Genomic DNA, 25,182 nt, shown 5'->3' with positions numbered 1-25,182 from the left:
TAACTCGTCGCGCGACCACCCTCGTGCAGAATTCGACCCTCGCCTCGCCCACTTCTGCGTGTGGGCTGCGATCCAGCGGAAAGCACAGCCCTAGAGCAGAATTCGACGCGCGCGACTCGCGAGTTCCTAGTCGGCGGCCGACTTCGCCTGCGCCGACTCCTCCGGAGGGATGGGCTCCAGCGATTCGAGTACCTCGCCGGCGGGCGCATCGGGGATCACCAGCGGCTCCACCTCGGGCTCGGGCTCCTCGGCCTCGACATCCGAATCCTGCTGCGGCTCAACGTCATCGGCAGACTCCTCCGCCTGCAGGGTCGGCCAGTGCTGCCGCCACTCCTCCTCGGTCACGGTGCCGAGGTGCGTGGCGTCGAGTTCCTCGGGCAGGTCGGGATTGCGCCTGCTGGCCGCGATCGCCTGCTCGACCTTGCGGACGGTGTCCATGAACTCCAGCGTCGCGCCGCGCAGCACGCTCTCGGCGTCCTCGCCCAATCCGACGCCGATCGACACCAGCCCCTCGGGGATCAGGTCGACGGGCATGCCCGCGGCGATCACCCGCTCGTAGACCTTCTGCGTCAGGGCCAGCGCCGGCTGCGCGGTCGGCACGTCGTCCATCGCCGACCCGCGAGGCTTCTCCCCCGCTTTGCGCTCCTCCCATTGGGCGAGTTGCTCGTCGAGCGAGATGGCGTGTCCGGCAAGCACCGACGGCGCCCGGTTGATCAGCTTGCGGACCAGCGCGTCGGCGACGTCGTCGATGCCGAACGGCAGCTGCTCGGCGTCCTCGGCGATGCGGGCGTGGAACAGCACCTGCAGCAGCAGGTCGCCGAGCTCCTCGCGCAGCTGCTGGCTGTCATCGGCGCGGACGGCGTCGAACAGCTCGTAGGTCTCCTCGAGCAGGTAGCGGCGCAGCGAGTCGTGGGTCTGTTCGCGCTCCCACGGACCCGACGTCCGCAGCTTGTCCATCAGATCGACCGCGTCGATCAGCCGCTCGCCGACTCTGGGAGCCGGCGCCGCGATCAGTCGCTCCCCGGCCGCCAGCCGCGCCTTCACGAGGGGATGCTCGGGATCCGACGACAGCAGTACCGGCGCGTCCTCACCGTCGTGCGACGGACGCGACGACGGCAGCGACCACGGGACCCGGATCGGCATCTCCTCGGTGTACTGCACATCGCCTGCCAGCAGCTCGATGGCTTCCACCGGAACCAGGGAGGGGCGCCGCGGATCGACCAGCACGACTGTCATCAGTTGCCTTTGCTCTTCGCGTCAGCAGTCCCCGCGCCGCCGCTTACGAGCTTCGTTATATCAACATCCGTCTGCGGCCTTCCATCCAGCGCGAGAAGCAGACCCGCCACCACTTGCAGTAGCTCGACGTCGCGGATGCGCGGCGACCCGACACCACTGCTCACCCGCGGGATCGGCATCGAGATCGTCGAGGTCGTCGCCCGGTACGACGCACTCGGGTACATGCGCTTGAGCCGAAGTTGCTGAGAGTCCTGCAGCGGCAACGGCGCGACTCGCAGCGTCGTCTCCGAGACGGAGCTGACCTCGGTGACACCGTACTCGCGGCACAGCAGCCGCAGCCGGGCCATCGCGACCAGCAGACGCGCCGGTTCGGGCAGCTCCCCGTACCGGTCGACGAGCTCCTCGACCACCGCCGAGATGCCCGCCGGATCGGGCGCCGCCGCCAGCCGGCGATAGCCCTCGAGACGAAGCCGGTCACTGCCGATGTAGTCGGGCGGCAGGTGTGCGTCCACCGGAAGGTCGATGCGCACGTCCTTCGGTTCCTCCGGCGCCACAACGGTTTTGCCGTCCACAGCCGCGCGATACGCCTCCACGGCCTCGCCGACGAGTCGGACGTACAGGTCGAAGCCCACGCCGGCGACGTGGCCGGACTGCTCGACACCGAGCACGTTGCCCGCACCGCGGATCTCGAGGTCCTTCATCGCGACGGCCATCCCCGCGCCCAACTCGTTGTTCTGCGCGATGGTCGCCAACCGGTCGTACGCCGTCTCGGTCAACGGCACCTCCGGCGGATACAGGAAGTACGCGTAGCCGCGCTCGCGACTGCGGCCGACGCGCCCCCGCAGCTGATGTAGCTGAGACAGTCCGAAGACGTCCGCGCGCTCGACGATCAGCGTGTTGGCGTTCGAGATGTCGAGGCCCGTCTCGACGATCGTCGTGCACACCAGCACGTCGTACTCGCGGTTCCAGAAACCCTCGACTGTGCGTTCCAACACCTCTTCGGGCATCTGGCCGTGCGCGACGACCACCCTGGCCTCGGGCACCATCGCCTTCACCCTCGCCGCGGCGGCGTCGATCGACTTCACCCGGTTGTGAATGTAGAACGCCTGCCCGTCGCGCAGGAGTTCGCGCCGAAGTGCGGCCGCCACCTGCTTCTCGTCGTTCGGGCCGACGTACGTCAGCACCGGGAACCGTTCCTCGGGCGGGGTCAGGATCGTCGACATCTCGCGGATCCCGGCCAGGCTCATCTCCAGCGTGCGCGGAATCGGGGTCGCGCTCATGGTCAGCACGTCGACGTGGGTGCGCATCGCCTTGATGTGCTCCTTGTTCTCGACGCCGAATCGCTGCTCCTCGTCGACGACGACCAGGCCGAGGTCCTTCCACGTCACGCCGGTCTGCAGGAGTCGATGGGTGCCGATGACGATGTCGACCGAGCCGTCCTTCATGCCCTCCAGCACCGCACGGGACTCGGCGGGAGCGGTGAAGCGCGACAGCCCCTTCACCGTCACCGGGAACCCGGCCATTCGCGAGGTGAACGTCTGCAGGTGCTGATCGGCCAACAGCGTCGTCGGCACCAGCACAGCGACCTGCTTGCCGTCCTGCACCGCTTTGAACGCCGCGCGCACCGCGATCTCGGTCTTGCCGTAGCCGACGTCACCGCAGATGACGCGGTCCATCGGCACGGGTTTCTCCATGTCGCTCTTGACCTCGGTGATGGCGGTCAACTGGTCGATGGTCTCGGTGAAACCGAACGCGTCCTCCATCTCCGACTGCCACGGCGTGTCCGGCCCGAACGCGTGGCCCGGCGCCGCCTGCCGCTTGGCGTACAGCGCGACGAGTTCACCGGCGATCTCGCGAACCGCCTTGCGCGCCTTCGTCTTCGTGTTGGCCCAGTCGCTGCCGCCGAGCTTGCTCAAGCCGGGCGCCTCGCCGCCGACGTACCGGGACAGCTGATCCAGCGAGTCCATCGGCACGTACAGCTTGTCGGACCCGCCGCCGCGCTTGGCCGAGGCGTACTCCAGGACCAGGTACTCGCGCCGCGCGCCGCCGACGATGCGCTCCGTCATCTCGACGAAGCGGCCGATGCCGTGCTGGTCGTGTACCACCAGGTCGCCCGCGGCGAGCGCGAGAGGGTCGACGACGTTGCGGCGCTTGGCCGCCAGCCGCTTGCCCTCGGGCGCGGTCGCGCGGTTGCCCGTCAGGTCGGACTCGGTGATCACCACGAGGTTGGCCCCCGGCACGATCAGACCGTCGTGCAGCGGCCCCTTGAGAACGCTGACCACCCCGGGCTTCGGCGTGACGCCGGACTCCAACATGGTTGCAGGCGTGTCGGCTTCGCCGAGCTGCTCGACCACGCGGTGCGCCGTCCCGGCACCGGGGGTGACGACGACGGCGGTACCGCCGGTCGCGACGTGCGCACGCAGCATCGCGAACGTCTCCTCGAGCGACGACACGTGTCCGCGCGCCGACGGCGCCGCCCGCACGTCCAGCTCGACGGCGGACTCCGACGCCAGCTGGCTCAGCGTCCACCACTGATGGCCTGCCGCGGCCGCGCCGTCGCGAACCTCGTCGAACGCACGGAAGCCGGAGCCGCCGAGCTGTTCGATGTCGATGGGGGCGTCACCGCCGATCGCCGCGACCGACCACGACGCCTCGAGAAACTCGCGCCCGGTCTTGATCAGGTCGGCCGCTCGGGTGCGCACCTTCTCGGGGTCGCAGATCAGCAACGGCGTGCCCACGGGCATCAGGTCGTAGAGCAGCGCGGGTTCGACCGGCTGCAGCACGGGCAGCAGCGCCTCCATGCCGTCGACGGGGATGCCCTCGGCGAGCTTGGCCACCATGTCGCCGATGGTTCCGGTGACGCTGTTCTCCCCCCTGGGGATCCCTGCGGACAGCGCGGCCGCGCGCTGGCGGACGTCCTCGGTGAGCAGCAGCTCGCGGCAGGAGACCGCGATGACGTCCGTGACCTCGATCTCGGGGATGGAGCGCTGGTCGGCCACCGAGAACATCCGCAACTCGGTGACCTCGTCGCCCCAGAACTCCACCCGTATCGGATGCTCCGCCGTCGGCGGGAAGAGGTCGAGAATGCCTCCGCGGACGGCGAATTCACCGCGCTTGCCGACCATGTCGACACGCGTGTAGGCCAGCTCGACGAGCCGGGCGATGACGGCTTCAAGTGTCGCGGCCGGAGCCGCTCCGGCGGCGACATCGGGAACCGCCCCGACCGTCAGCGTCACCGGCTCGACGTCGGACAGGCCGGCCGCCATCGGCTGCAGCAGCGAGCGAGCGGTGGTGACGACGACCCGCAGCGGCGCCCCGAGCCGCGCGTCGTCGGGGTGGGCCAGGCGACGCAGCACCAGCATCCGCGCGCCGACGGTCTCGACGCCGGGTGAGAGCCGTTCGTGCGGCAGCGTCTCCCACGACGGGAACATCGCGACGGCGTCGCCGAGAACCGCGCGCAGTTCGGCGGTGAGATCGTCGGCCTCCCGCCCGGTGGCGGTGACGACGAGCAGCGGCCCCGAGCGGGCGAGCGCGGCGGCGGCGTACAGCCGGGCGCCGACGGGCCCGACGAGCGCGGTCTCGCCGTCGCGTGCGATGAGATCTTCGAAGGTGGGCGCGGTCAGCGCCAGGTCGATGAGCCCCGCCATCGGGGTCTGGACAGAGTGGTGCCCCGGTGCGGTCATGATGTCCCCATTCTAGGGAGGCTCTCCGACGCGGCGTTCGAGCGGACGCTCTCACCCCACTGCCGCAAGACCGTCATGATCCGGGCACCGGCCGTGAGGGAAGCGTCAAGATCGCGGCTCGCCCCCGCGGGCCCGCGCACCGTGGAGGCATGACACTTCTCGACTCGCTGCACTCCCTGCATCGCGCCGCCCCGATGCGCATCGACCCCGCCGTCTGGCCGGTCACCGCGCGCGTCGACGTCGACGGGCGGCTGTGCGTGGGCGGTACCCCGCTGTGCGACCTCGCCGACCAGTACGACACCCCGAGCTACGTGATCGACGAAGCCGACTTCCGCTACCGCGCCCGCCGCTACCGCACCGCGCTGCGCGAGACCCGCATCGTGTACGCGGGAAAGGCGCTGCGCACCACAGCGGTCGCTCGCTGGGCCGCCGACGAGGGCCTGGGCGTCGACGTGTGCTCACCCGGCGAGCTGGCCGTCGCGCTGCGGGCCGGCGTGGACCCGCGTCGCATCGTCGTCCACGGCAACGCCAAGACGACCTGCGAGCTCCGGGAGGCCGCGAGGTCGGGTGTCGGCCGTATCGTGATCGACTCCGGCACCGAACTCGCGATGCTCGCCAGCCAGTTGCGGGCACCCCAGGACGTCCTGGTTCGCGTCACGCCGGACGTCGACATCCACGGCCACGCCGCGGTGACCACCGGCGTCACCGACCAGAAGTTCGGCTTCGCGATCGCGGGCGGAGACGCCGAGACAGCCGTGCGGCGAGTACTCGACCAGCCGATGCTCAATCTCGTCGGCCTGCACTTCCACCTCGGCTCGCAGGTCGCCGACGCCGAGGTCTACGCGGAGGGCATCCGCCGCACCATCTCGCTGATGGCCGACATCCGGGCGCGGCACGGCGTCGTGCTGGCGGAGCTCAACATCGGCGGCGGTCACGCAGTGCCGTACCTCGCGGGCGACGCCGAACTCGATCCGGCGGTACTCGCCGACGCCGTCGACGACGCCCTCGACTCGGCGTGCGGCGCCGAGCGCTACCCGCGGCCGACGATCGTCGTCGAACCGGGCCGCGCGTTGAGCGCTCGCGCCGGCGTGACGATCTACCGAGTCGTGTCGATCAAGCGGCAACCCGGCGGCCGCACGTTCGTCGCCGTCGACGGCGGGATGGGCGACAACCCGCGGGTGGCCCTGTACGGCGCCCGCTACACCGTCGCGGTGGCCAACCGGCACCCACTGGGGCCGACCCACCCGGTGACCGTCGTCGGCCGGTACTGCGAGGCGGGTGACGTCATCGCCCGCGACGTCGCGCTGCCGATGGACCTACACCCCGGTGACCTGCTCGCCGTTGCGGGGACGGGCGCCTATCACCACAGCATGGCGTCGACGTTCAACATGGTCGGCAGGCCGCCGGTGATCGGGGTCCGCGACGGCGCGGCGCGCGTGCTGGTGCGAAGGGAGACGACCGAGGACCTGCTGGCCCGCGACACGAGTTAGTTGTCGTACTGGTGCAGGACCGGGTCGGCCTCGAGGTGCGTCAGGCCGTTCCACATCAGGTTCACCAGATGGGCGGCGACGACCTCCTTCTTCGGCTCGCGGACGTCGAGCCACCACTGCGCGGTCATCGACACCGAACCGACGAGTGCCTGCGCGTACAGCGGCGCCAGGTCGGGATCGAGACCGCGGCGGGAGAAATCGCCGGCCAGGATCGAGGCGACCTGGCTGACGGCGTCGTTCAGCAGGCTGGAGTAGGTGCCGGTGGCGATGGACGCGGGCGAGTCGCGGACCAGGATCCGGAAGCCGTCGGTGCGCTCCTCGACGTAGGTCAGCAGCGCCAGCGCGACGCGCTCCACGCGCACCCGTGAGCGGTTGTTCGTGAGCGACGACGTGATGCCGTCGAGCAGCGCCGACATCTCGCGGTCGACGACCACCGCGTACAGCCCCTCCTTGCCGCCGAAGTGCTCGTAGACAACGGGTTTGGACACGCTGGCGCGCTGGGCGATCTCCTCGATGGAGGTGGCCTCGTACCCGCGCTCGGCGAACAGCGACTTGGCGATCTCGATGAGCTGCTGGCGGCGTTCGGTACCGGTCATCCGCGCACGCGGTGCACGCACTTCCTTGTCCGGGGCCGCCACGAATATCAGGTTAGCCTGCTGGTCGCGGTCGACTAGAGTCTCAGCCGCGGGAACAGTCCGTCGTGGTGTAATCGGCAGCACCTCTGATTTTGGTTCAGATAGTTCAGGTTCGAGTCCTGGCGACGGAGCAGCGAGCGAGAGTCCACATGAGTTCCCGAACCGATACCGCCGTCGTGGTGCTGGCCGCAGGCGCGGGCACCCGGATGCGGTCCGACCTCAACAAGGTCCTGCACCCCCTCGCGGGTCGCAGCATGCTGGCCCACGCACTGCACGCGATCGCCAAGCTGTCCCCGCAGCACCTCGTCGTGGTGGTCGGCAGCGACCGGGAACGCGTCGGCGCCGCCGTCGCCGACCTGGCCGACGACCTGGGCCGTCCAATCGACGTCGCCGTGCAGGACCGCCCGCGCGGCACCGGCCACGCGGTCGCGTCCGCGCTGCCCTCACTGCCCGCCGATTTCGCGGGCACGGTCGTCGTCACCACCGCCGACGTCCCCCTGCTCGACGCCGACACGCTGGCCGAACTGATCAGCAGGCACGGCGCCGCCGGGGCGTCGGCCACGGTCCTCACCACGACGGTGCCCGACCCGACCGGCTACGGCCGGATACTGCGCACGCAGGACGCTGAGGTCATCGGCATCGTCGAGCAGGCCGACGCCACGGACTCGCAGCGGGCCATCCGCGAGGTCAACGGCGGCGTCTACGCCTTCGACGTCACGGCGCTGCGCTCCGCGCTGGGCCGCCTGAAGTCCGACAACGCGCAGGGCGAGCTGTATCTCACCGACGCGATCTCGATCATCCGCGGCGACCGCGGCATCGTGCGGGCCCACCACGTCGACGACAGCGCGCTGGTCGCGGGTGTCAACGACCGCGTGCAACTGGCGGAACTCGGTGCGGAGCTCAACCGCCGCATCGTCGCCACCCACCAGCGCAGCGGCGTCACGGTCATCGACCCGGCCACCACGTGGATCGACGTCGACGTGACGATCGGCCGCGACACGGTGGTGCATCCGGGCACCCAGTTGCTCAAAGCCACCGCGATCGGCGCGGCGTGCACCATCGGGCCGGACACCACGCTCACCACGATGGAGGTCGGCGACCGCGCCTCCGTGATCCGCACCCACGGGGAGCTATCGGTGATCGGCGACGACGCGAGCGTCGGCCCGTTCACCTACCTGCGTCCCGGCACGCACCTCGGCGCCGACGGCAAGCTCGGCGCGTTCGTGGAGACCAAGAACGCGACCATCGGGACGGGCACCAAGGTGCCGCACCTCACCTACGTCGGTGACGCCGACATCGGCGAGCACAGCAACATCGGCGCATCGAGTGTCTTCGTCAACTACAACGGGGAAAGCAAGTCCCGCACCACAATCGGCTCCCACGTGCGCACCGGATCGGACACGATGTTCGTCGCTCCGGTCACCGTCGGTGACGGTGCGTACACCGGCGCGGGCACCGTCGTGCGCGACGACGTCCCGCCCGGCGCGCTCGCCGTTTCGGCGGGCCCGCAGCGCAACATCGAGGGCTGGGTTCAGCGCAAGCGGCCGGGCAGCGCCGCGGCTTCGGCGGCGGCGGCCGCGAATCAGGCCGGAGTGGCCGATTCCGATGACTCCGACGCCTGACGTCAACATTCCGGTAACCCGGCAGCGAACTGCCCGCAGGGCTACGTACCATTGCCCCGTATCGAATCCCGACCGGCGATGCGCCGTTGAGAGGGCAGAAGTGAGCAGCCACGACTGGACCGACAACCGCAAGAGCCTGATGCTTTTCTCGGGCCGGGCGCACCCCGAACTCGCTGAGCAGGTGGCCAAGGAGCTCGACACTCCCGTCACCGCGCAGACGGCGCGGGACTTCGCCAACGGCGAGATCTTCGTCAGGTTCGACGAATCCGTGCGCGGGTGCGACGCGTTCGTCCTGCAGAGCCATCCGGCACCACTGAACCAGTGGCTCATGGAGCAGCTCATCATGATCGACGCGCTCAAGCGCGGCAGCGCGAAGCGCATCACCGCGATCCTGCCGTTCTACCCCTACGCCCGGCAGGACAAGAAGCACCGCGGCCGCGAGCCGATCTCCGCGCGCCTGGTCGCCGACCTCTACAAGACGGCGGGCGCCGACCGCATCGTCACCGTCGACCTGCACACCGACCAGATCCAGGGCTTCTTCGACGGCCCGGTGGACCACATGCGCGCGCAGAAGCTGCTGACGGGGTACATCGCCGACAACTACTCCGACGAGGACATGGTCGTCGTCTCCCCCGACTCGGGCCGTGTCCGCGTCGCGGAGAAGTGGGCGGACTCACTCGGCGGTGTGCCGCTGGCGTTCATCCACAAGACCCGCGATCCGCTGGTGCCCAACCAGGTGAAGTCCAACCGCGTCGTCGGCGACGTCAGGGGCAAGACCTGCATCCTCACCGACGACATGATCGACACCGGTGGCACCATCGCCGGTGCGGTCAACCTGCTGCGTCAGGACGGCGCGAAGGACGTGATCATCGCCGCGACGCACGGGGTGCTGTCCGACCCCGCCGCCCAGCGGCTGGCCGACTGCGGCGCCCGCGAGGTCATCGTCACCAACACGCTGCCGATCGGCGAGGAGAAGCGCTTCCCCGCGCTGACCGTCCTGTCGATCGCGCCGCTGCTGGCCAACACCATCCGCGCGGTGTTCGACAACGGCTCGGTGACGAGCCTGTTCGACGGATCGGCTTAGCCTTGCCAGTTCGGATTTTCCACAACCCGAAGTGCTCAACCTCGCGCAAAACGCTGGAGTTGTTGCGCGAGAACGGGATCGAACCGGAGATCGTGCAGTACCTCAAGACGCCGCCGTCGCGCGCGGAGCTGGTGACGCTGATCGCCGACGCGGGCATCGACGTGCGGACCGCGGTGCGCAAACGCGAAGCGCTGTACGCCGAACTGAACCTCGCCGAGGCCTCCGACGAGCAACTGCTCGACGCCATGGCGCAGTACCCGATCCTCATCGAGCGGCCGTTCGTCGTCACCGAACGGGGCACCCGGCTGGCGCGGCCGATGGACTCCGTCCGAGAGATTCTGTGACGCTGCGCAGGCGCCTGTCGGTCGCGGTGGCGGCCGTCGCACTGACGACCGTCGGCTGCGGTCCCTCGGCGCCCGACTACCAGTCGATCTGGTCGACGACCCCGACCACGACGACCACCACGCCGACCGAGGCGCCCACGCAGTCGTTCTCGGAGTACCTCGAGAGCGTCGGCGTCGTCGGCCGCCCCGTCGCCGCCGACCAGCTGAAGGACCTGACGATCAGCATCCCGATGCCGGACGGGTGGCAGCCCTACGTCAACGAGAACCTGGCGCCGGGGACGCGAACCATCACCAAGGGCAACGGCTACCCGAGCGCGATGCTCGTCGTCTTCGAGCTGACCGGGAAGGTCGACGCCGCGGAGGCGATCAAGCACGCCGACGCCGACGCGGAGATGAGCGAGAACTTCAAGAAGCTCAACGGGTCGAAGGACAACTTCCGCGGCTTCCCCTCGTCGATGATCGAGGGCAGCTACGACCTTCAGGGTCAGCGGATGCAGAGCTACAACCGCGTCGTCATCGCCACCGGCAAGCCGACGAAGCCGGACGCGCCGGGTCAGCAGTACCTGGTCCAGTTGACGGTGACGAGCTTCGCCGACGAGGCGCAGGCCGACGGCCCCGACATCGAGGCGATCATCAAGGGCTTCACGGTCAAGGTGCCGTGATTAGGCTCACCGTATGAGCGACTGGACCGCCGCCCGACTTCCCTCCTTCGCCGGCCGCACCGTCATCGTGACGGGTGCCAACAGCGGGCTCGGCGAGGTCACCGCGCGCGAGCTCGCCCGCGTCGGCGCACGGGTGATCCTGGCGTGCCGCAACACCGCGAAGGGCGACGCGGCCGCGGCGGGCATGCCGGGAGACGTCGAGGTGCGGCCGCTCGACCTGCAGGACCTGGCGTCGGTCCGGGCGTTCGCCGACGGCTTTCTCGAATCCACCGACACCGTCGACGTGCTCGTGAACAACGCGGGCATCATGGCCGTCCCGTACGCGCAGACCGTGGACGGGTTCGAGAGCCAGATCGGGACGAACCACCTCGGCCACTTCGCCCTGACCAACCTGCTGCTGCCCAAGGTCACCGATCGAGTGGTGACGGTGTCATCGCTGATGCACCTGATCGGCAAGGTCAGCATCAAGGACCTGAACTGGAAATCGCGGCCGTACTTCGCCTGGCCGGCGTACGGCCAGTCGAAGCTCGCGAACCTGCTCTTCACCAGCGAACTGCAGGCGCGGCTGACGGCCAGCGGGTCGGCGGTCCGCGCCGTCGCCGCGCATCCCGGCTACTCGGCGACCAACCTGCAGGGCCAGACCGGCAACGAGTTCGGCACCAAGTTCTGGAAGGCGGCCAACGTCATGGCCACCAGTGCCGACTTCGGCGCCCGCCAAACGCTGTACGCCGTGTCGCAGGACGTGCCGGGCAACAGCTTCATCGGGCCGCGATTCGGCGCACGGGGCGCCACCGGGCTGAGTCCCCGCAGTCCGCTGGCCAGCTCCAAGGGCACGGCTCGAGCGCTGTGGGAGCTCTCCGAGCAGCTCACGGGCACCGGATTTCCGCTCTGAGGCCCTGATCGGATAACCTTGCCGACGATCACGGCGAGGGTGGTACCGAACCACCGTTATCGACGGGACTGCAAGAACCCTTGCGACCTGGCCGTGCACTGACCACCGGTTACAGGAGCAACATCACATGGCCAAGTCCTCGGCGAAGTCCACCCCCAATCAGCTGGTCGCCGCCGTGCGCACGCGCACCGGCAAGGGCGCATCGCGCCAGGCCCGTCGCGAGGGCAAGGTGCCCGTCGTGCTGTACGGCCACGGCACCGACCCGCAGCACCTCGAACTGTCGGCACACGACTTCGCGGCCGTGCTGCGCCACTCGGGCACCAACGCGGTGCTGACCCTCGACGTCGAGGGCAAGGAGCAGCTGGCGCTGACCAAGGCGCTCGAGATCCACCCGATCCGTCGCAGCATCACCCACGCCGACCTGCTGGTCGTCCGCCGGGGCGAGAAGGTCACCGTCGAGGTCAACGTCCTCGTCGAGGGTGACGCGGCTCCCGAGACGCTGGTCAACCAGGAGGCCAACGCCATCGAGATCGAGTCCGACGCGATGTCGATTCCCGAGAACTTCACCGTCTCGGTCGAGGGCCTCACGCCCGGCACGCAGATCACCGCCGCGGACGTCCCGCTGCCCGACGGCGTCACGCTCATCTCCGACCCCGAACTGCTCGTCATCAACGTCATCCCGGCGCCGACGGCTGCGGACCTCGAGGCCGAGGGCGGCGGTGCGTCGATCGAGGAGCAGGTCGAGGAGTTCGCGGAGGCCGTGGCCGAAGCCGAAGAGGCCGCCGAAGAGAAGTCCGAGTAGGCGACCGCTGTCATGGCCGAACCGCTTCTGGTGGTCGGCCTCGGCAATCCCGGCCCGCAATACGAGAGCACCCGGCACAACCTCGGTTTCCTCGTCGCCGACATCCTGGCCGATCGCATCGGCTCGGGATTCAAAGTGCACAAGAAGTCGGGTGCCGAGGTCACGACGGGCAGGCTCGGTGGCAAGTCGGTGGTGCTCGCCAAGCCGCGCACGTACATGAACGAGTCGGGTCGCCAGGTCGGGCCGCTCGCCAAGTTCTACTCGATCGCACCCGCCGACGTCATCCTGCTGCACGACGAGCTCGACATCGACTTCGGCCGCATCCGGCTGAAGTTCGGTGGCGGGATCGCCGGTCACAACGGCCTGCGTTCCGTCGGACAGTCGTTGGGTAGCAACGACTTCGGGCGGGTGCGCCTCGGTATCGGCAAGCCGCCGGGCAGGCAGTCGGGGGCGTCGTTCGTGCTCGAGAACTTCAACTCGCGCGAGCGGCCCGAGCTGGGCGTGTTCCTGGAGCAGGCCGCCGACGCCACCGAGATGCTCATCCGCGACGGACTCGAACCCGCGCAGAACATCGTGCACGCCTGGGGTTAGTCCGCGTCGACGCGCTGCCTCAGCCAGTCCCGTTGCCGCCGAACGAAATCGGCGTCGACAACGGCGCCGTGCCCCGGCACGTAGCGCGCATCGGGGCCACCCGCGGCCAGGACGACGTCGAGGGTGTCCGCCCACTCCGCGGGGTGACTGTCGTCCGCGATGGCCGGGTCACCGGACTCCTCGACCAGATCGCCGCAGAAGACGACCGTCGGCGCACCCGGCACGACGACGACGAGATCGTGGCCGGTGTGGCCGCGACCGGGACTCAGCAGCGTCACCACGCGATCACCGAGGTCGATCGTCGACTCCACGCCGCGGCGATTCAGCGGACGCAGCGCCGCCACGGTGGCGGCGATTTCGGCGGCATCCGCCCCGTAGGAGACGGCGTCGGCCGCCAGTGCACCCGCGTCGCGCAGTGCCGCGAGCACCTCGTCGGCGCAGTGGGTTCGCGCGTCGGCGAACACCGAGCACCCCAGGACGTGGTCGAAGTGGTGGTGTGTCAGCACCAGATCCGTGACGCCGCGCGGGTCGAGACCGCGGACGTCGTCGGCGATGGCGCCTGCTTCGGCCAGCGTGGTGCCAGAGTCGATCAGCACCACCCCGTCGCGACCCGTGACGGCACCGACCGTCACGTCGAGAAACGGCAACCGGCAACGGTATACACCGTCGGCAACCCGCTCCCACCGGTAGGTGCTCACGGCGCCATCGTAGGCAACCCCGCTACCGGCGGCCCCGGATCCCGCTGTCGACGACCTTGGTGGGCTTGTGGGGGAAGCGGCGTTCCGCGTGTTCCTTCGCAGCCGAATCGGGCAGAACGTAGAGCGTCTCCCGCTTGTCCTGCAGCGGCTTGAGGACCAGCTTGACGAAGCCCTTGCGGTCCTCGAGGTACGGCTCGATGACCTCCTCCCCGGCCGGGCACACCGCCAGACAGTAGGCGGCCTTGTAGTTCGCCTTGAAGGACAGGCTCTGCCACATCGACGCGTTCTCCGAATCGGTGACACGCGAGCGGAAGTCGGCGGCGTCGGCACTGTCGGCGATGGTCTGCGCCCAGTCCGTGAAACCACCCATGAACTCGCGGTAGTTGTGTACCGAGCACGCCACGAAGTCGAACTCGCCGTCCTTGCCGATCGCGCCGACCGGACAGGCGGCGACGCAGAGCTTGCACTCGAGGCACGGCGAGTAGTCCAGCGGCTCACCGTATTCGGAGATCTCCTCGGCCACCACGATGGTGGCGAGCAGGATGAAGTTGCCGAAGCGGGGATGGATCACGTTGCGGTGGATGCCCATGACGCCCAGGCCCGACGCCACCGCGACCGGCTTGTGCGCCACGACCCAGATGCGGCCGGGGAAGTCGTCCATCTCCATCGGGAACGTCGCCGACGGGTTGAGCGCCCGATAGCCGGCGTCCTGCAGGGTGCGGGTGATGCGGTGCGCAGCCTCGTTGATCACCTCGCCGGTGCGATGGAACTCCTGGTTGGCCACACTGCGCGCGGGTGAGCGCACGTTGTCGCGGTTCATCTTCACGACGAGGGAGATGAAGCTGCGCGCACCCGGCAGCGCGTGCTCGACGTGCTCGCGCTCCGATTCCAGTGCGGGGTTCTCGACGCTGGCGAACGCGACGTCGTCGGCACCCGCCTCGAGGCACAACCGGCGCAGCCAGCCGGCGTCCAGCGCGCCGGGCGGGGTCGACGGTGCACGCTCGCGCATCGTGCGCACCGTCGGATGGTCGGCCAACCGCCGCGGCAGCTTCTCGGTCATCAGCTGAGTATAGTCAGCTATATCTAGCTGCCGTCAAGATGCGGAGCTGCGGCGTAAGGATTCCGTATGGGCCGCGCATCGCCCGAGTGGGCGCGAGTAGACCGGCGTACATGACGACACCGCCCACCCGATCGACCCGCGCGCCCCTGCTGCGCACACTGCTCGACGGCGAGCGCACCTGGGGTGGCCTGGAGGTCTCCGACGGCCGCTACGGCGTCGCGCGCTACCGCCTCACGGTGTACCCGCCCGGCCTCGGCCGCGACGAGCGGATCCCGCTGCGGCTCTGGCGCGCGTTCCCGATCTGGGGCCTGGTGCTCTGGCTGGTCCTCCAGGTGACGCTGATGACCGCCGCGTCGCCGACCGTCGCACTCGCGGTGGCGACGGGCACCTGCCTGGCCGCCGGATTCGCGGTCATGGCCATGGCGGGACGAGTACGCGGGCAGGTCCGCACGATGACCGTCGTGCGCATGGTCGGTGTTCGCGACCTCGACGTCCTCGCCGCGTACTACGAGCTCGGCGCACTCGCCGAGCAGCTCATCCGCGCCGACACCCGGCTCGCCTCGGGCGAGCTCACCACGGTCGAGCACGAGGCCGAAGTCTGGCGCGTGTACACCCGCATGGGCGACCGCATCTCCGGGTAACCCCCGCCCATGACGACCCTTCCGACCCGGTCAGGCCGCACACCGCTGCGCGCGCTCCTCGAGGGTGCACAGGCGTGGGGAAACCTCGAGGTCTCCGACGGCCGCTACGGCGTGGCGCGCTACCGCCTCACGGTGTACCCGCCGGGGCTGACCCGCGAGGACCGTATCGCGCTGCGACTCTGGCGCACGTTCTCGATCTGGGGGCTCGGCCTCTGGCTGCTGGTCGAGGTGTCGCTCATGACCGTGCTGGCCCCGTGGACCGCCGTCGCGGTGACGACCGTCGGATGCCTGATCGTCGGCGCGGCGGTTCTCGCGCGAGCCGGTCGACACCGTCACGGCGTGCGGACCCTCGCCACAGCGCTGGTGACCGGTGCGCACGACCCAGACGCCGTCGCCAGCCACCGGATGTTGTGCGACCTGGCCGACCGGCTCCGGCGCGCCGACGCCCGCTTCGCCGCGGGCGAGCTCACCGCGGGCGAGCTCACCGCGGTCGAGCACGAGGCCCAGGTGTGGGCCGTGTACGACCGCATCGGCGGTTAGCCGTCGGCGCCGTCCGGACCGTTGCTGCCGTCGCTGGTCTTCCCGTCGCCACCGGCACCGCCGGCGCCACCCGGCCCGCCGAAGCCGCCCTGCCCACCCGCGCCGCCCGCACCGCCGAAGCCGTTGTGATTCGTCGAGGTGCCGGTGCCACCCGACCCACCCGCGCCTCCGGCCGACGCGAGGCCGCCCGCGCCACCGTTACCGCCACTGCCGCCGAACGCGGGCCCGTTCGCCCCTTTTCCGTTGCCGCCCGTGCCGCCGGCGCCACCGTCGCCGCCGAAGGCTCCCCCGTGGCCGCCGGAGCCCGCCGAGCCGGAGTATCCGCGATCACCGGTGGCCGAGCCGCCGTCTCCGCCCGCGCCGCCGGCGCCCCGAACGTGCGCGTCGCCCCCGCGACCGCCGGTGCCGCCCTGCGCGTCGGCCTTGGAGCCCCCGGCACCGCCGTTTCCGCCGGCACCCGCCGGGCCCGAAACCGCGTCGCCGCCGTTACCGCCGTCGCCGCCGAACGCCTCGCCCTGGACGCTGGCCGCGTTGCCGCCGGTTCCGCCGCGACCACCGGCACCGGATAGGGCGCCGCCGCTGCCACCGTTCCCTCCGGCACCACCGACCGCTGTGCCGTCGTTGGTCGCGTTGCCACCGGCGCCTCCGCTGCCTCCGTTGCCCGCGAGCAGGCCGCCGTTACCGCCGTTGCCGCCTGCGCGTCCCGTCCCGCCGTCGGCACTGGTGGCGTTGGCCCCCTGACCGCCGTCGCCACCGTTGCCGAAGAGGCCGGCGGCACCGCCGTTGCCCGCGGGTAGCACGGACGTTGCGGCACCGCCCCTTCCGCCGTTGCCGAACAGCAGGCCGCCGCGGCCGCCGTTCTGGCCGGCCGCTCCGTCGGCCCCGTTGCCGAACAGCAGGCCGCCGTTCTCCCCCGGTTCGTCCCCGTTGCCGACGAACACGGCGATCAACGCGGAGAACAAGTCCCCCGGTGGACCGGGCGCCAGGGTCGGCGGTAGAGCGAGCGGTGGCGCCACCTGGCTCGCCACGGCGCCGATGCGCCCACTGCGGGCCCTCGTCTCGGGTCCACCTGAGGTCGGCCTGAACGACAGCGCGGTGTGGCCCGCCACCGTCACCACCGAGATCGTGCCGCCGCTGATGTGCACCTCGGCCGCGGCGGGCTCGCTCGCCGGCTGACCGACGGCGGCGACGGGCGCTGCCACGTCGTCGACTACCGTCGCCTTCGGTACCTGTATGTGATGGTGTGCGGGCCCGATCGGGGTCGCCGCGACCACGGCGCGCGGGGGGTCGGGGGCGTCGACGGTGTTCCCCGGTGCGAGCGCCACCCCCACTCCCAGTGCGACGGCGAGCGCGCCGACCCTGCCGATGTTCATCAGTTCTCGTTTCTCGTTCACCGTGATCTCCATGGGTGTCGTCGGGTCGATCGGAATGGAGCCACCGTCACGCGCGTCGCCTTCGCGGCGCTGAAGCAATCGTGAAACACCCGTTTCAGAACCCCTTCACGAGCGCCGCACACTCCAGAGCCACCGTTGAACCGTTGCGCGACGTCCGTCGTGACTACGGAGAACGAACAGGAGAAGTGCCGTGAAGCGCTATTTGATCGAACGAGAGATCCCCGGAGCCAGCGAGCTCACCGAAGCCGAACTGGCCGACATCGCAGCGAAATCCAACGAGGTGGTCTCGTCGCTGGGCGTGCCGTACCGCTGGATCACCAGTTACGTCGCGGGTGACAAGATCTACTGCATCCACGAGGCCCCCAGCGAGGAGGCCGTCCGCGAGCACGCCCGCTGCGGAGGGTTCCCCGCCAACAGCATCTCGGAGGTGTCGGGCGAGTTCGGCCCGCACAGCGCCGACGTTGCGGCGACCAGCTGAGCGATCGCTAGTCGGACGTCCTGCGGGCATAGGCGCGCAGGGCGAACGGCGCGAGCACGGCCGTCATCGCGAGCGACCACAGAACCGTCGACAGCACCGGATGATGCAGCGGCAGTTGTGCATCCGGCGGCGCCGCGGGTCCGTTGCCCCAGAGTTCGCGCATCGCCTGCGCTAGTGAGGACACCGGATTCCACTCGGCGACCACTCGCAGCCACCTCGGCATGGGTTCGGTCGGCGCGAAGGTGTTGGCCAGGAACGTGATCGGGAACAACACGGTGAACATCACACCGTTGACGGCCTCGACCGACCGCATCAGCGAGCCGATCAGGATGCCGAACCAGATCATGCCGAAGCCGAACACCAGGATCAGCACGAACGCCAGAGCGGCGTCGAGGACTCCACCGCGGATGCGCCACCCGATGCACAATCCGGTGATCGCCATGACGACCACGCCGATCGACGAGTGGATGAGGCTGGCGACGCTGCGGCCGATCAGCACCGACGACCGACGGATCGGCAGCGACCGGAACCGGTCGATGACGCCCTTCTCGACATCGGCGGTGATCCCCGACGCCACGACGAACGCGGTGAACACGATGGTCTGCGCCTGGATGCCCGGCAGAAGGAACTCACGGTACGACGCGCCGCCGCTGGTGGCGATCGACGCGCCGAACACGAATGCGAACAGCAGCACGAACATGATCGGCTGCACCGTCACGTCGCTCAGCATCTCGGGCATGCGCCTGGTGTGAATCATGTTGCGCTTGACCATGATCCACGACTGCTGCGCGAGGTTCGTCGGCTGCCCGGTCACGCGGACACCTCCTGGTCCTCGTCGTCGGCGCGGTGCCCGGTGAGCGAGAGGAACACGTCGTCGAGGCTGGGCCGCGACAGCCCGATGTCGTCGACCTCGATCCGGTCCTCCTGCAGCCAGCCCGCCACTCTCGTCAGGTCGGCGATGCCGTCGGCCGCCGCGGTGAGCTGCCGAGCGCCCTCGTCGACGTGCACGTCCGCTCCGGTCCGCGCGAGCAGTTCGCGGGCCGCGCCGAGGTTCGCCGCGTGCGACACCGTGACGACGAGGCTGGCGTTACCCGCCTGCCGCTTCAGCTGCAGCGGGGTGCCCTGGGCGATGATGCGGCCGCGGTCGATGACGACGATGTCGTCGGCGAGTTGATCGGCCTCCTCGAGATACTGCGTCGTCAACAGCAGCGTCGTCCCTCCGGCGACCAAGCCGCGCAACACCTCCCACAGATCACTGCGGCTGCGGGGGTCGAGGCCCGTCGTCGGCTCGTCGAGGAACAGCACCGGCGGCGCGGCGATGAGGCTGACGGCCAGGTCGAGGCGGCGCCGCATCCCGCCGGAGTACGACCGGACCGGCCGGTCGGCGGCGTCGACGATGTCGAAGCGCTCCAGAAGCTCGTCGCCCAGTCGCCTGATGTCCTTGCGGCCGATGCCGTAGAGCCCGCCGATCATACGGATGTTCTCGCGGCCCGTGAGCAGTTCGTCGACGGTCGCGGCCTGCCCCGTGAGACCCATGTTGCGCCGCACCAGGTCGGGCTCGGTGCGCACGTCGTAGCCCGCGACCCTGGCCGTTCCGCTCGTCGGCACGGTGAGCGTCGTCATCATCCGCACCGTGGTGGTCTTGCCGGCACCGTTGGGGCCGAGCAGACCGAGCACGGTGCCCTGCGCAACGGTGAAGCTGACGCCGTCGACCGCGAGCTCGTCGCCGAAGCGCTTGACCAGATCGATCGCCTCGATGGCCGGGGTTTCGGTCACACCGATCACGCTACCCAGTGACTTCGGCGTGAAAACCGTCGCTAGGCGAACGTTTTCACGCCGAAACCGCTAGCCGGTGACGAGCGAGACCGAGTTCGCGCGGCGCAGCTTGCCCGACGACGTCTTGGGAATGGTGCCGGGGCCGAGCACGACGACGTTGCGCGGCCGCACGTCGACCTCGGTGACGACCTCGTGGGCGACCTGATGCTCGATGCGTCGCACCTCGGCCGGGTTCTGCCAGGCGTTGGATTCGACTGCGACGGCGAAGGTTTCACGCGAGTGCCCGGCGTCGAGCCGAACCGCGACGGCGCAGCCGATCCGGACGCCCTCGACACGGCCCGCGGCCCGCTCGATGTCGGTCGGGTAGATGTTGCGGCCCGCCATGATGATGACGTCCTTGACGCGGCCGCAGACCACGATGTGACCGTTCTCCATCTGGTAACCGAGATCGCCGGTGTCGTACCAGCCGTGCTTGTCCTGCGCGGGCAGGAAGCCGCCCATGGTGATGTAGCCGGGCGTCACGCACTCGCCGCGCAGCTCGATGACGCCGACGCCGCGAGCGGGCATGATGTCGCCGTTCTCGTCGACGACGCGCGCCTCGAGATCCTGCAGCAGCGGGCCGAGCGACGCGAGCCGCCGCGTGTTGCCCTTGGTGGAGGGGACCGCACGGCGCAGCGCGGCCAGCAGGTCGGCGTCGACCTCGTCGACCACCAGGCCCGCGTTGCACTCGGAGAACGACACCGCGAGCGTCGTCTCGGCCATGCCGTATGCGGGCAGAATGGCCGACGGCTTCAGCCCGAACGGTTTGCCGGCATCGAGCAGGTCCTCGACGTCGGCGGGATCGACGGGCTCGGCGCCCGAGAGCGCGAAGCGCAGCGTCGACAGGTCGAACTGGCCGGGCTCGGCCTGCTTGCGCAACCGCTTCGCGAACAGCGCGTACGCGAAGTTCGGCGCCGCGGTCATGGTGCCCTTGTACTTGTCGATGAGCTTGGCCCACAGCAGCGTGTCGCGCAGGAAGTCCATCGGGGTGACCTTGACGAGCTCCGCACCGAAGTACATCGGAATGGTCAGGAAGCCGACCATGCCCATGTCGTGGAAGCAGGGCAGCCAGCTGACCATGACGTCCTTCTCGACGTCGTACTCGGCGCCGATGAACATGGCCTCGGCGTTGGAGTAGATGTTGCGGTGGGTGATCTGCACGGCCTTCGGAGACCCGGTCGAGCCGGACGTCAGCTGCATCAGCGCGAGGTCGTCCTCGTCGGTCTCCACGGGGTCGATCGGCTCACCCTCGAGCAGATCGCCGATCGTGAGCACCTTGATGCCCTTCTCCTCGAGAACGGGGATCGCGACGAGGAACGGCTCGGACACGATGACGGCCTCGGCCTCGATCATGCCGATGACGTTCATGGTGTCCTCGGCCCACACGGCGAGGTCGGTACGGGGGGTCGGCTGGTGCAGCATCGTGAGGCTGGCACCGCGCATCCACAGCGCCTGGGCCGTGGGGGCGATCTCCACCGGGAAGCCCGCCAGGACACCGACGGCGTCACCCTTGCCGACACCGGCCGCGGCGAGGCCGCCTGCGATGCGGCGGGCGCGCTCGTGCACCTCGAGCCACGTGTGGCGCACCGGCTCGTAGGGCTCACCGGTGACCATGCCCCGGTCACTCTCCCGCGCGTTGCGGAACATCTTGTCCGTGAACCTGCTCACGACAACCTCCTCGGTTTACGGGCAGCTAATACCCGGATGTAATGCTCCGACGTAACCTTGGCGCTTTCTTGGAGGCGCGCTCGCGTTTCGGAACCGGTTAGGTCTCGAAACGGTGTTGCACCAGCGAACGTGTCACCGTCCGAATGGACGACGCGAGTCCACCCGCCCCGGCATCGGGCGGGTCGTGTCGTCGCGTGGTCCGCGTGACCGTTGGCATTCACCGCGGATCATCTTAAGAGACTCTTAAGTAACCTACAAACCAAAGGCCGAATTGAGGCCTCCGTCACACTACGGCAACCGGCGTTGTCAGGTGATGGACGACGGCGTCGGCACCACCCGGGCGCCGTGTACCGGGCCGCTGGCGGCCCGCACCGTCCGGCACACGCCCTCGCCGGCCAGCTGCACGCCGACGTCGATGGCCGCCGACGCCGACCGGCAGAGGAACGCGCACGTCGGCCCGGAACCCGACACGATGCCCGCCAGCGCGCCCGCGTCGACACCCGCGCGCAGCGTGCGCCGCAGCCGGCTGTCGAGGCTCAGCGCCGCCGGCTGCAGATCGTTGCCGAGCAACACGGCCAGGTCGTCGGCACTGCCCGACGCGAGCGCTGCGAGCACCGGTTCCGGATCGTCGAGCCGCGCGGGCAGGTCGCGGGCACCGTCGGCGCGCAGGCGGTCGAGCTCGCCGAACACCTTCGGCGTCGACAGCGATCCCTCACTGAAAGCGAGCACCCAGTGAAAGGTGTTGCGCGCCAAAACCGTTGCCAGCTGTTCGCCTCGCCCGGTACCCAGCGCGGTGCCGCCGTGCAGCGCGAACGGCACGTCGCTGCCGAGTTCGGCGGCCAGCGCATGCAGGTCTCGGCGGGGCAGACCCAGCTCCCACAGCGTGTTGACCGCGACGAGCACCCCCGCGGCGTCGGCGCTGCCGCCCGCCATTCCCCCGGCGACCGGAATCGACTTCTCGACGGAGATCGCCACGTCCGGCGCCCGCCCGACGTGCTCGGCCAGCAGTTCGGCGGCCCGCCACGCCAGATTGCGGTTGTCCGTCGGCAGATCCTCGCTGCCCTCACCCGTGGACCGCACCGACAGGGTGTCGGCGCTGCGCACGGTGATCTCGTCGAACAGCGATACGGCGTGGAACACCGTGTTCAGTTCGTGGTAGCCGTCGTCGCGGGTGTCACCGACACCGAGGTACAGATTGACCTTGCCGGGAACGCGCACCGTCACCGACCCGGTGGGGACCCATTCGGATGCGGTGTTTCCATCGGACGCGGGCACGACACGACAGTATCGCCGGGGCGGCGACGACAAGTACGGAAGTGGTGAGATACCCCTCGTAAATCCCGCCGCTGAGCACCAGGTACGCCCGGCAACACCAGAATTCCCACGCTAGTGTTTGCTCGCGTGATGTGTCAAGGATCACAGCTCGTCCCCGCTCGACGGGTGCGGTGGGCGGGCCGACCCTAGGCTCGACGTGTGCTCACCACGGGGGATCGCGTTCGGGACTACGTCGTCGACGGCGTAGTCGGACATGGCGGATCCGCGACGGTGTACCGCGCTCACCACGCCGACGATCCCGGTGCCGCGGTAGCCCTGAAGGTGCTCGACGATCACCACCGCGACAACGTCCACCTGGCCCGTCTCGCGCGGGAGTACGACTTTGCCGGCACCTGCAGGCACCCGCACATCGTCGCCATGACCGAACGCGGTCCGTACTGGCTCGCCATGGAACTGCTCACGGGCGGACCCGTCAGCGGCCTCACCGACCGGGCCGACATTCTCGTCGCGCTGGGCCAGATCGCCGCCGCCCTCGATTTCGCACACTCGCTCGGCGTCGTGCACTGCGATGTCAAGCCCACGAACATCTTGCTCTCGGAACACTTCTCAGACCGTGGCGCGGTACTCGTCGACTTCGGGGTGGCACGCGCGCTGACCGACCACCTGGGGCGCGATATCACACACATCGAGGCGTCGCTGCCCTACACCGCACCGGAGGTGCTGTACGGCCGCACCCCCACTGCCGCAACGGATCTCTACGCGTTGGCTTGTACCGCGGTCGAACTCCTTACCGGAGCAACGCCTTTCACACGCTCGACGACGTTCGCGCTCGCCGATGATCATCTGCGCTCCCCGGTCCCCACATTTTCACGCCGAATCGACTGGGCGACACACGCTTTCGATTCGATCCTCGCGAAGGCCATGGCCAAGGACCCGGAGCTCAGATACGACACGTGCACCGAGTTCGTCACGCTGATCACCCGCGCATTGCCGGTGTGAACAATAGTTACGTAACGTAACTTTTACCCTCCTCGAGTGTCGGTACCGGTCGGGCGGGGTTAGCGTCGGAAAATGTCGACCCCTACCGAATACGACAACTCCGCGCTCGCCCACGAAGAAGAGGGCTATGACAAGGGCCTGAAACCCCGCCAGTTGCAGATGATTGCGATCGGCGGCGCCATCGGCACCGGCTTGTTCATGGGCGCAGGCAGCCGACTCGCCAGCGCCGGCCCCGGCCTGTTCATCGTCTACGCGGTGTGCGGGGTGTTCGTCTTCTTCATCCTGCGCGCACTGGGTGAGTTGGTGCTGCACCGGCCGTCATCCGGGTCGTTCGTGTCCTACGCGCGTGAATTCCTCGGCGAGAAGGCCGCTTACGTCGCCGGCTGGATGTACTTCTTCAACTGGGCGTGTACGTCGATCGTCGACGTGACCGCCATCGCGCTCTACATGCACTACTGGGGAGCCTTCGAAGCTATACCGCAGTGGGTGATAGCCCTGATCGCACTGGTGATCGTGTTGAGCATCAACATGATCTCGGTCAAGTGGTTCGGAGAGATGGAGTTCTGGGCGGCGTTGATCAAGGTGGTCGCGCTGGTGACCTTCCTGGTGGTCGGAATCGTATTCCTGGCCGGTCGTTTCACGGTGCAGGGCGCGACCACCGGTCCGTCGGTGATCGCCGACAACGGAGGCATTCTGCCGAACGGTCTGCTTGCCCTCGTCGTCATCACGTCGGGCGTTATATTCGCCTACGCCGCAGTGGAATTGGTCGGAACCGCGGCCGGCGAGACGGAGAACCCCGCCAAGGTCATGCCCAAGGCCATCAACTCTGTGATCTTCCGCATCGCAGTGTTCTACGTCGGGTCGCTGATCCTGCTCGCACTGTTGCTGCCGTACACCGCCTACAAGGCCGGCACCAGCCCGTTCGTCACGTTCTTCTCCAGCATCGGTGTGCCCGCCGCCGGTGACATCATGAACTTCGTCGTGCTGACCGCGGCACTGTCGAGTCTCAACGCCGGCCTCTACTCGACCGGTCGCATCCTGCGGTCGATGTCGCTGAACGGCAGCGCACCGGTGTTCACCTCGAAGATGTCCAAACGCGGTGTGCCGTGGGCGGGTATCGCGCTGACGGCGTGCTTCACCGTCGTCGGCGTCTTCCTCAACCTGGTGGTTCCGGCAGAGGCGTTCAACATCGCGCTCGACCTGTCGGCGCTCGGCATCATCGCGTCCTGGGCCACGATCGTGATCTGCCAGATTCAGATGTACCGCTGGTCGCAGACGGGGATCCTGGAGCGGCCGGCGTTCAGATTGTTCGGTACGCCTTACACCAGTTACGCCACCTTGGCGTTCCTGGCCGCGGTGACGCTGCTCATGTGCATCGAGAACTACTGGAACGCCGTCGCATTGCTGGTTATCGTCCCCGCACTCATCGGCGGGTGGTACGCCGTGCGCGGCCGCGTGCTAGCGGTCGCTCAAGAGCGCGTCGGGATCACCGGCAACTACCCGATCGTGGCTGAAACCCCGCTGCAGGCTGAATTCCTGGCGAAGGACGCCAAGGAGTCGGAGGACTGACCGC

Annotated in this window: 22 protein-coding genes, 1 tRNA gene and 1 pseudogene; 14 read left to right on the top strand and 10 right to left on the bottom strand. The window is 69.1% G+C overall.

All coding sequences use genetic code 11. The features are described from left to right. Nucleotides 1-126: 126 nt before the first annotated feature. Entirely contained in the window at nucleotides 127-1,236 is a 1,110-nt protein-coding gene (locus NM203_RS07005; RefSeq protein WP_255059040.1) for a nucleoside triphosphate pyrophosphohydrolase, read from the bottom strand. Beyond that, nucleotides 1,236-4,919: a transcription-repair coupling factor gene (gene mfd / locus NM203_RS07000; protein WP_255059036.1), complete on the bottom strand. Its 3,684-nt coding sequence runs from the start codon at nucleotides 4,917-4,919 to the stop codon at nucleotides 1,236-1,238. The genes NM203_RS07005 and mfd overlap by 1 nt, the downstream gene beginning before the upstream one ends. 149 nt (nucleotides 4,920-5,068) lie before the next feature. On the opposite strand from mfd, the gene lysA reads away from it, so the two are divergent. Further along, entirely contained in the window at nucleotides 5,069-6,409 is a 1,341-nt protein-coding gene (gene lysA / locus NM203_RS06995) for a diaminopimelate decarboxylase (RefSeq protein WP_255059034.1), read from the top strand. On the opposite strand, the gene NM203_RS06990 is transcribed toward lysA, so the two are convergent. Then, the gene (locus NM203_RS06990; protein WP_255059146.1) at nucleotides 6,406-7,005 is read right to left on the bottom strand and encodes a TetR/AcrR family transcriptional regulator; all 600 of its coding nucleotides are present in this window, start codon (nucleotides 7,003-7,005) and stop codon (nucleotides 6,406-6,408) included. The genes lysA and NM203_RS06990 overlap by 4 nt on opposite strands. Before the next feature lie 98 nt (nucleotides 7,006-7,103). On the opposite strand from NM203_RS06990, the gene NM203_RS06985 reads away from it, so the two are divergent. The 8 genes from NM203_RS06985 (at nucleotide 7,104) to pth (ending at nucleotide 13,041) form a co-directional block, all read left to right on the top strand. Beyond that, nucleotides 7,104-7,175 (top strand) — tRNA-Gln (locus NM203_RS06985). An 18-nt stretch (nucleotides 7,176-7,193) separates the two neighbouring features. Next, nucleotides 7,194-8,666: a bifunctional UDP-N-acetylglucosamine diphosphorylase/glucosamine-1-phosphate N-acetyltransferase GlmU gene (gene glmU, locus NM203_RS06980; RefSeq protein WP_255059033.1), complete on the top strand. Its 1,473-nt coding sequence runs from the start codon at nucleotides 7,194-7,196 to the stop codon at nucleotides 8,664-8,666. A gap of 100 nt (nucleotides 8,667-8,766) precedes the next feature. Then, nucleotides 8,767-9,750, top strand: a complete 984-nt coding sequence (locus tag NM203_RS06975) for a ribose-phosphate diphosphokinase (protein WP_255059032.1) — start codon at nucleotides 8,767-8,769, stop codon at nucleotides 9,748-9,750. A 2-nt stretch (nucleotides 9,751-9,752) separates the two neighbouring features. Continuing rightward, nucleotides 9,753-10,094: an arsenate reductase (glutaredoxin) gene (gene arsC, locus NM203_RS06970; protein WP_255059031.1), complete on the top strand. Its 342-nt coding sequence runs from the start codon at nucleotides 9,753-9,755 to the stop codon at nucleotides 10,092-10,094. Then, a complete protein-coding gene (locus NM203_RS06965; protein WP_408633302.1) occupies nucleotides 10,091-10,756 on the top strand; it encodes an LpqN/LpqT family lipoprotein in 666 nt (221 codons plus the stop codon). The genes arsC and NM203_RS06965 overlap by 4 nt, the downstream gene beginning before the upstream one ends. A 13-nt stretch (nucleotides 10,757-10,769) precedes the next feature. Then, the gene (locus NM203_RS06960) at nucleotides 10,770-11,648 is read left to right on the top strand and encodes an oxidoreductase (RefSeq protein WP_255059030.1); all 879 of its coding nucleotides are present in this window, start codon (nucleotides 10,770-10,772) and stop codon (nucleotides 11,646-11,648) included. A 127-nt stretch (nucleotides 11,649-11,775) separates the two neighbouring features. After that, nucleotides 11,776-12,450: a 50S ribosomal protein L25/general stress protein Ctc gene (locus NM203_RS06955; protein ID WP_255059028.1), complete on the top strand. Its 675-nt coding sequence runs from the start codon at nucleotides 11,776-11,778 to the stop codon at nucleotides 12,448-12,450. Between the two features lie 12 nt (nucleotides 12,451-12,462). Further along, on the top strand, nucleotides 12,463-13,041 hold the full coding sequence (gene pth, locus NM203_RS06950) for an aminoacyl-tRNA hydrolase (protein WP_255059026.1): 579 nt from the start codon (nucleotides 12,463-12,465) through the stop codon (nucleotides 13,039-13,041). On the opposite strand, the gene NM203_RS06945 is transcribed toward pth, so the two are convergent. Both NM203_RS06945 and NM203_RS06940 read right to left on the bottom strand, forming a co-directional pair. After that, nucleotides 13,038-13,739: an MBL fold metallo-hydrolase gene (locus NM203_RS06945; RefSeq protein ID WP_255059025.1), complete on the bottom strand. Its 702-nt coding sequence runs from the start codon at nucleotides 13,737-13,739 to the stop codon at nucleotides 13,038-13,040. The genes pth and NM203_RS06945 overlap by 4 nt on opposite strands. Nucleotides 13,740-13,761: 22 nt before the next feature. After that, nucleotides 13,762-14,799 carry a 4Fe-4S binding protein gene (locus tag NM203_RS06940; RefSeq protein WP_255059023.1) on the bottom strand — a complete coding sequence of 346 codons (1,038 nt, stop codon included), beginning with the start codon at nucleotides 14,797-14,799 and terminating at the stop codon, nucleotides 13,762-13,764. Nucleotides 14,800-14,909: 110 nt separating this feature from the next. On the opposite strand from NM203_RS06940, the gene NM203_RS06935 reads away from it, so the two are divergent. Both NM203_RS06935 and NM203_RS06930 read left to right on the top strand, forming a co-directional pair. Beyond that, nucleotides 14,910-15,440 carry a DUF6611 family protein gene (locus tag NM203_RS06935; RefSeq protein WP_255059022.1) on the top strand — a complete coding sequence of 177 codons (531 nt, stop codon included), beginning with the start codon at nucleotides 14,910-14,912 and terminating at the stop codon, nucleotides 15,438-15,440. Nucleotides 15,441-15,449: 9 nt separating this feature from the next. Beyond that, nucleotides 15,450-15,980 (top strand): DUF6611 family protein, encoded by a 531-nt coding sequence (locus NM203_RS06930; RefSeq protein ID WP_255059021.1) that lies wholly within the window; start codon nucleotides 15,450-15,452, stop codon nucleotides 15,978-15,980. Between the two features lie 266 nt (nucleotides 15,981-16,246). Here NM203_RS06930 and NM203_RS33480 read toward each other — a convergent pair. Next, a pseudogene (locus tag NM203_RS33480) lies at nucleotides 16,247-16,909 on the bottom strand (PGRS repeat-containing protein); the annotation flags it as partial. Between the two features lie 655 nt (nucleotides 16,910-17,564). On the opposite strand from NM203_RS33480, the gene NM203_RS06920 reads away from it, so the two are divergent. Further along, complete coding sequence (locus NM203_RS06920) at nucleotides 17,565-17,852, top strand: DUF4242 domain-containing protein (RefSeq protein ID WP_255059020.1); 288 nt, start codon at nucleotides 17,565-17,567, stop codon at nucleotides 17,850-17,852. Between the two features lie 7 nt (nucleotides 17,853-17,859). On the opposite strand, the gene NM203_RS06915 is transcribed toward NM203_RS06920, so the two are convergent. The 4 genes from NM203_RS06915 to NM203_RS06900 all read right to left on the bottom strand — a co-directional run bounded on the left by NM203_RS06915 (nucleotide 17,860) and on the right by NM203_RS06900 (nucleotide 22,610). Next, nucleotides 17,860-18,666: an ABC transporter permease gene (locus NM203_RS06915; RefSeq protein ID WP_255059019.1), complete on the bottom strand. Its 807-nt coding sequence runs from the start codon at nucleotides 18,664-18,666 to the stop codon at nucleotides 17,860-17,862. Then, complete coding sequence (locus NM203_RS06910; RefSeq protein WP_255059018.1) at nucleotides 18,663-19,628, bottom strand: efflux ABC transporter ATPase subunit, DrrA-related; 966 nt, start codon at nucleotides 19,626-19,628, stop codon at nucleotides 18,663-18,665. The genes NM203_RS06915 and NM203_RS06910 overlap by 4 nt, the downstream gene beginning before the upstream one ends. A 69-nt stretch (nucleotides 19,629-19,697) precedes the next feature. Then, nucleotides 19,698-21,335, bottom strand: a complete 1,638-nt coding sequence (locus NM203_RS06905; RefSeq protein ID WP_255059017.1) for a fatty acyl-AMP ligase — start codon at nucleotides 21,333-21,335, stop codon at nucleotides 19,698-19,700. 306 nt (nucleotides 21,336-21,641) lie between these two features. Continuing rightward, nucleotides 21,642-22,610 (bottom strand): 4-(cytidine 5'-diphospho)-2-C-methyl-D-erythritol kinase, encoded by a 969-nt coding sequence (locus tag NM203_RS06900; protein WP_255059016.1) that lies wholly within the window; start codon nucleotides 22,608-22,610, stop codon nucleotides 21,642-21,644. A 198-nt stretch (nucleotides 22,611-22,808) separates the two neighbouring features. On the opposite strand from NM203_RS06900, the gene NM203_RS06895 reads away from it, so the two are divergent. After that, entirely contained in the window at nucleotides 22,809-23,609 is an 801-nt protein-coding gene (locus tag NM203_RS06895; RefSeq protein WP_255059014.1) for a serine/threonine-protein kinase, read from the top strand. Between the two features lie 72 nt (nucleotides 23,610-23,681). Further along, entirely contained in the window at nucleotides 23,682-25,178 is a 1,497-nt protein-coding gene (locus NM203_RS06890) for an amino acid permease (RefSeq protein ID WP_255059013.1), read from the top strand. Nucleotides 25,179-25,182: the final 4 nt, after the last annotated feature.

It is taken from the genome of Mycolicibacterium arenosum (assembly GCF_024320865.1).
Taxonomy (GTDB): domain Bacteria; phylum Actinomycetota; class Actinomycetes; order Mycobacteriales; family Mycobacteriaceae; genus Mycobacterium; species Mycobacterium arenosum.
This window is presented reverse-complemented; position numbering and strand designations above follow the sequence as displayed.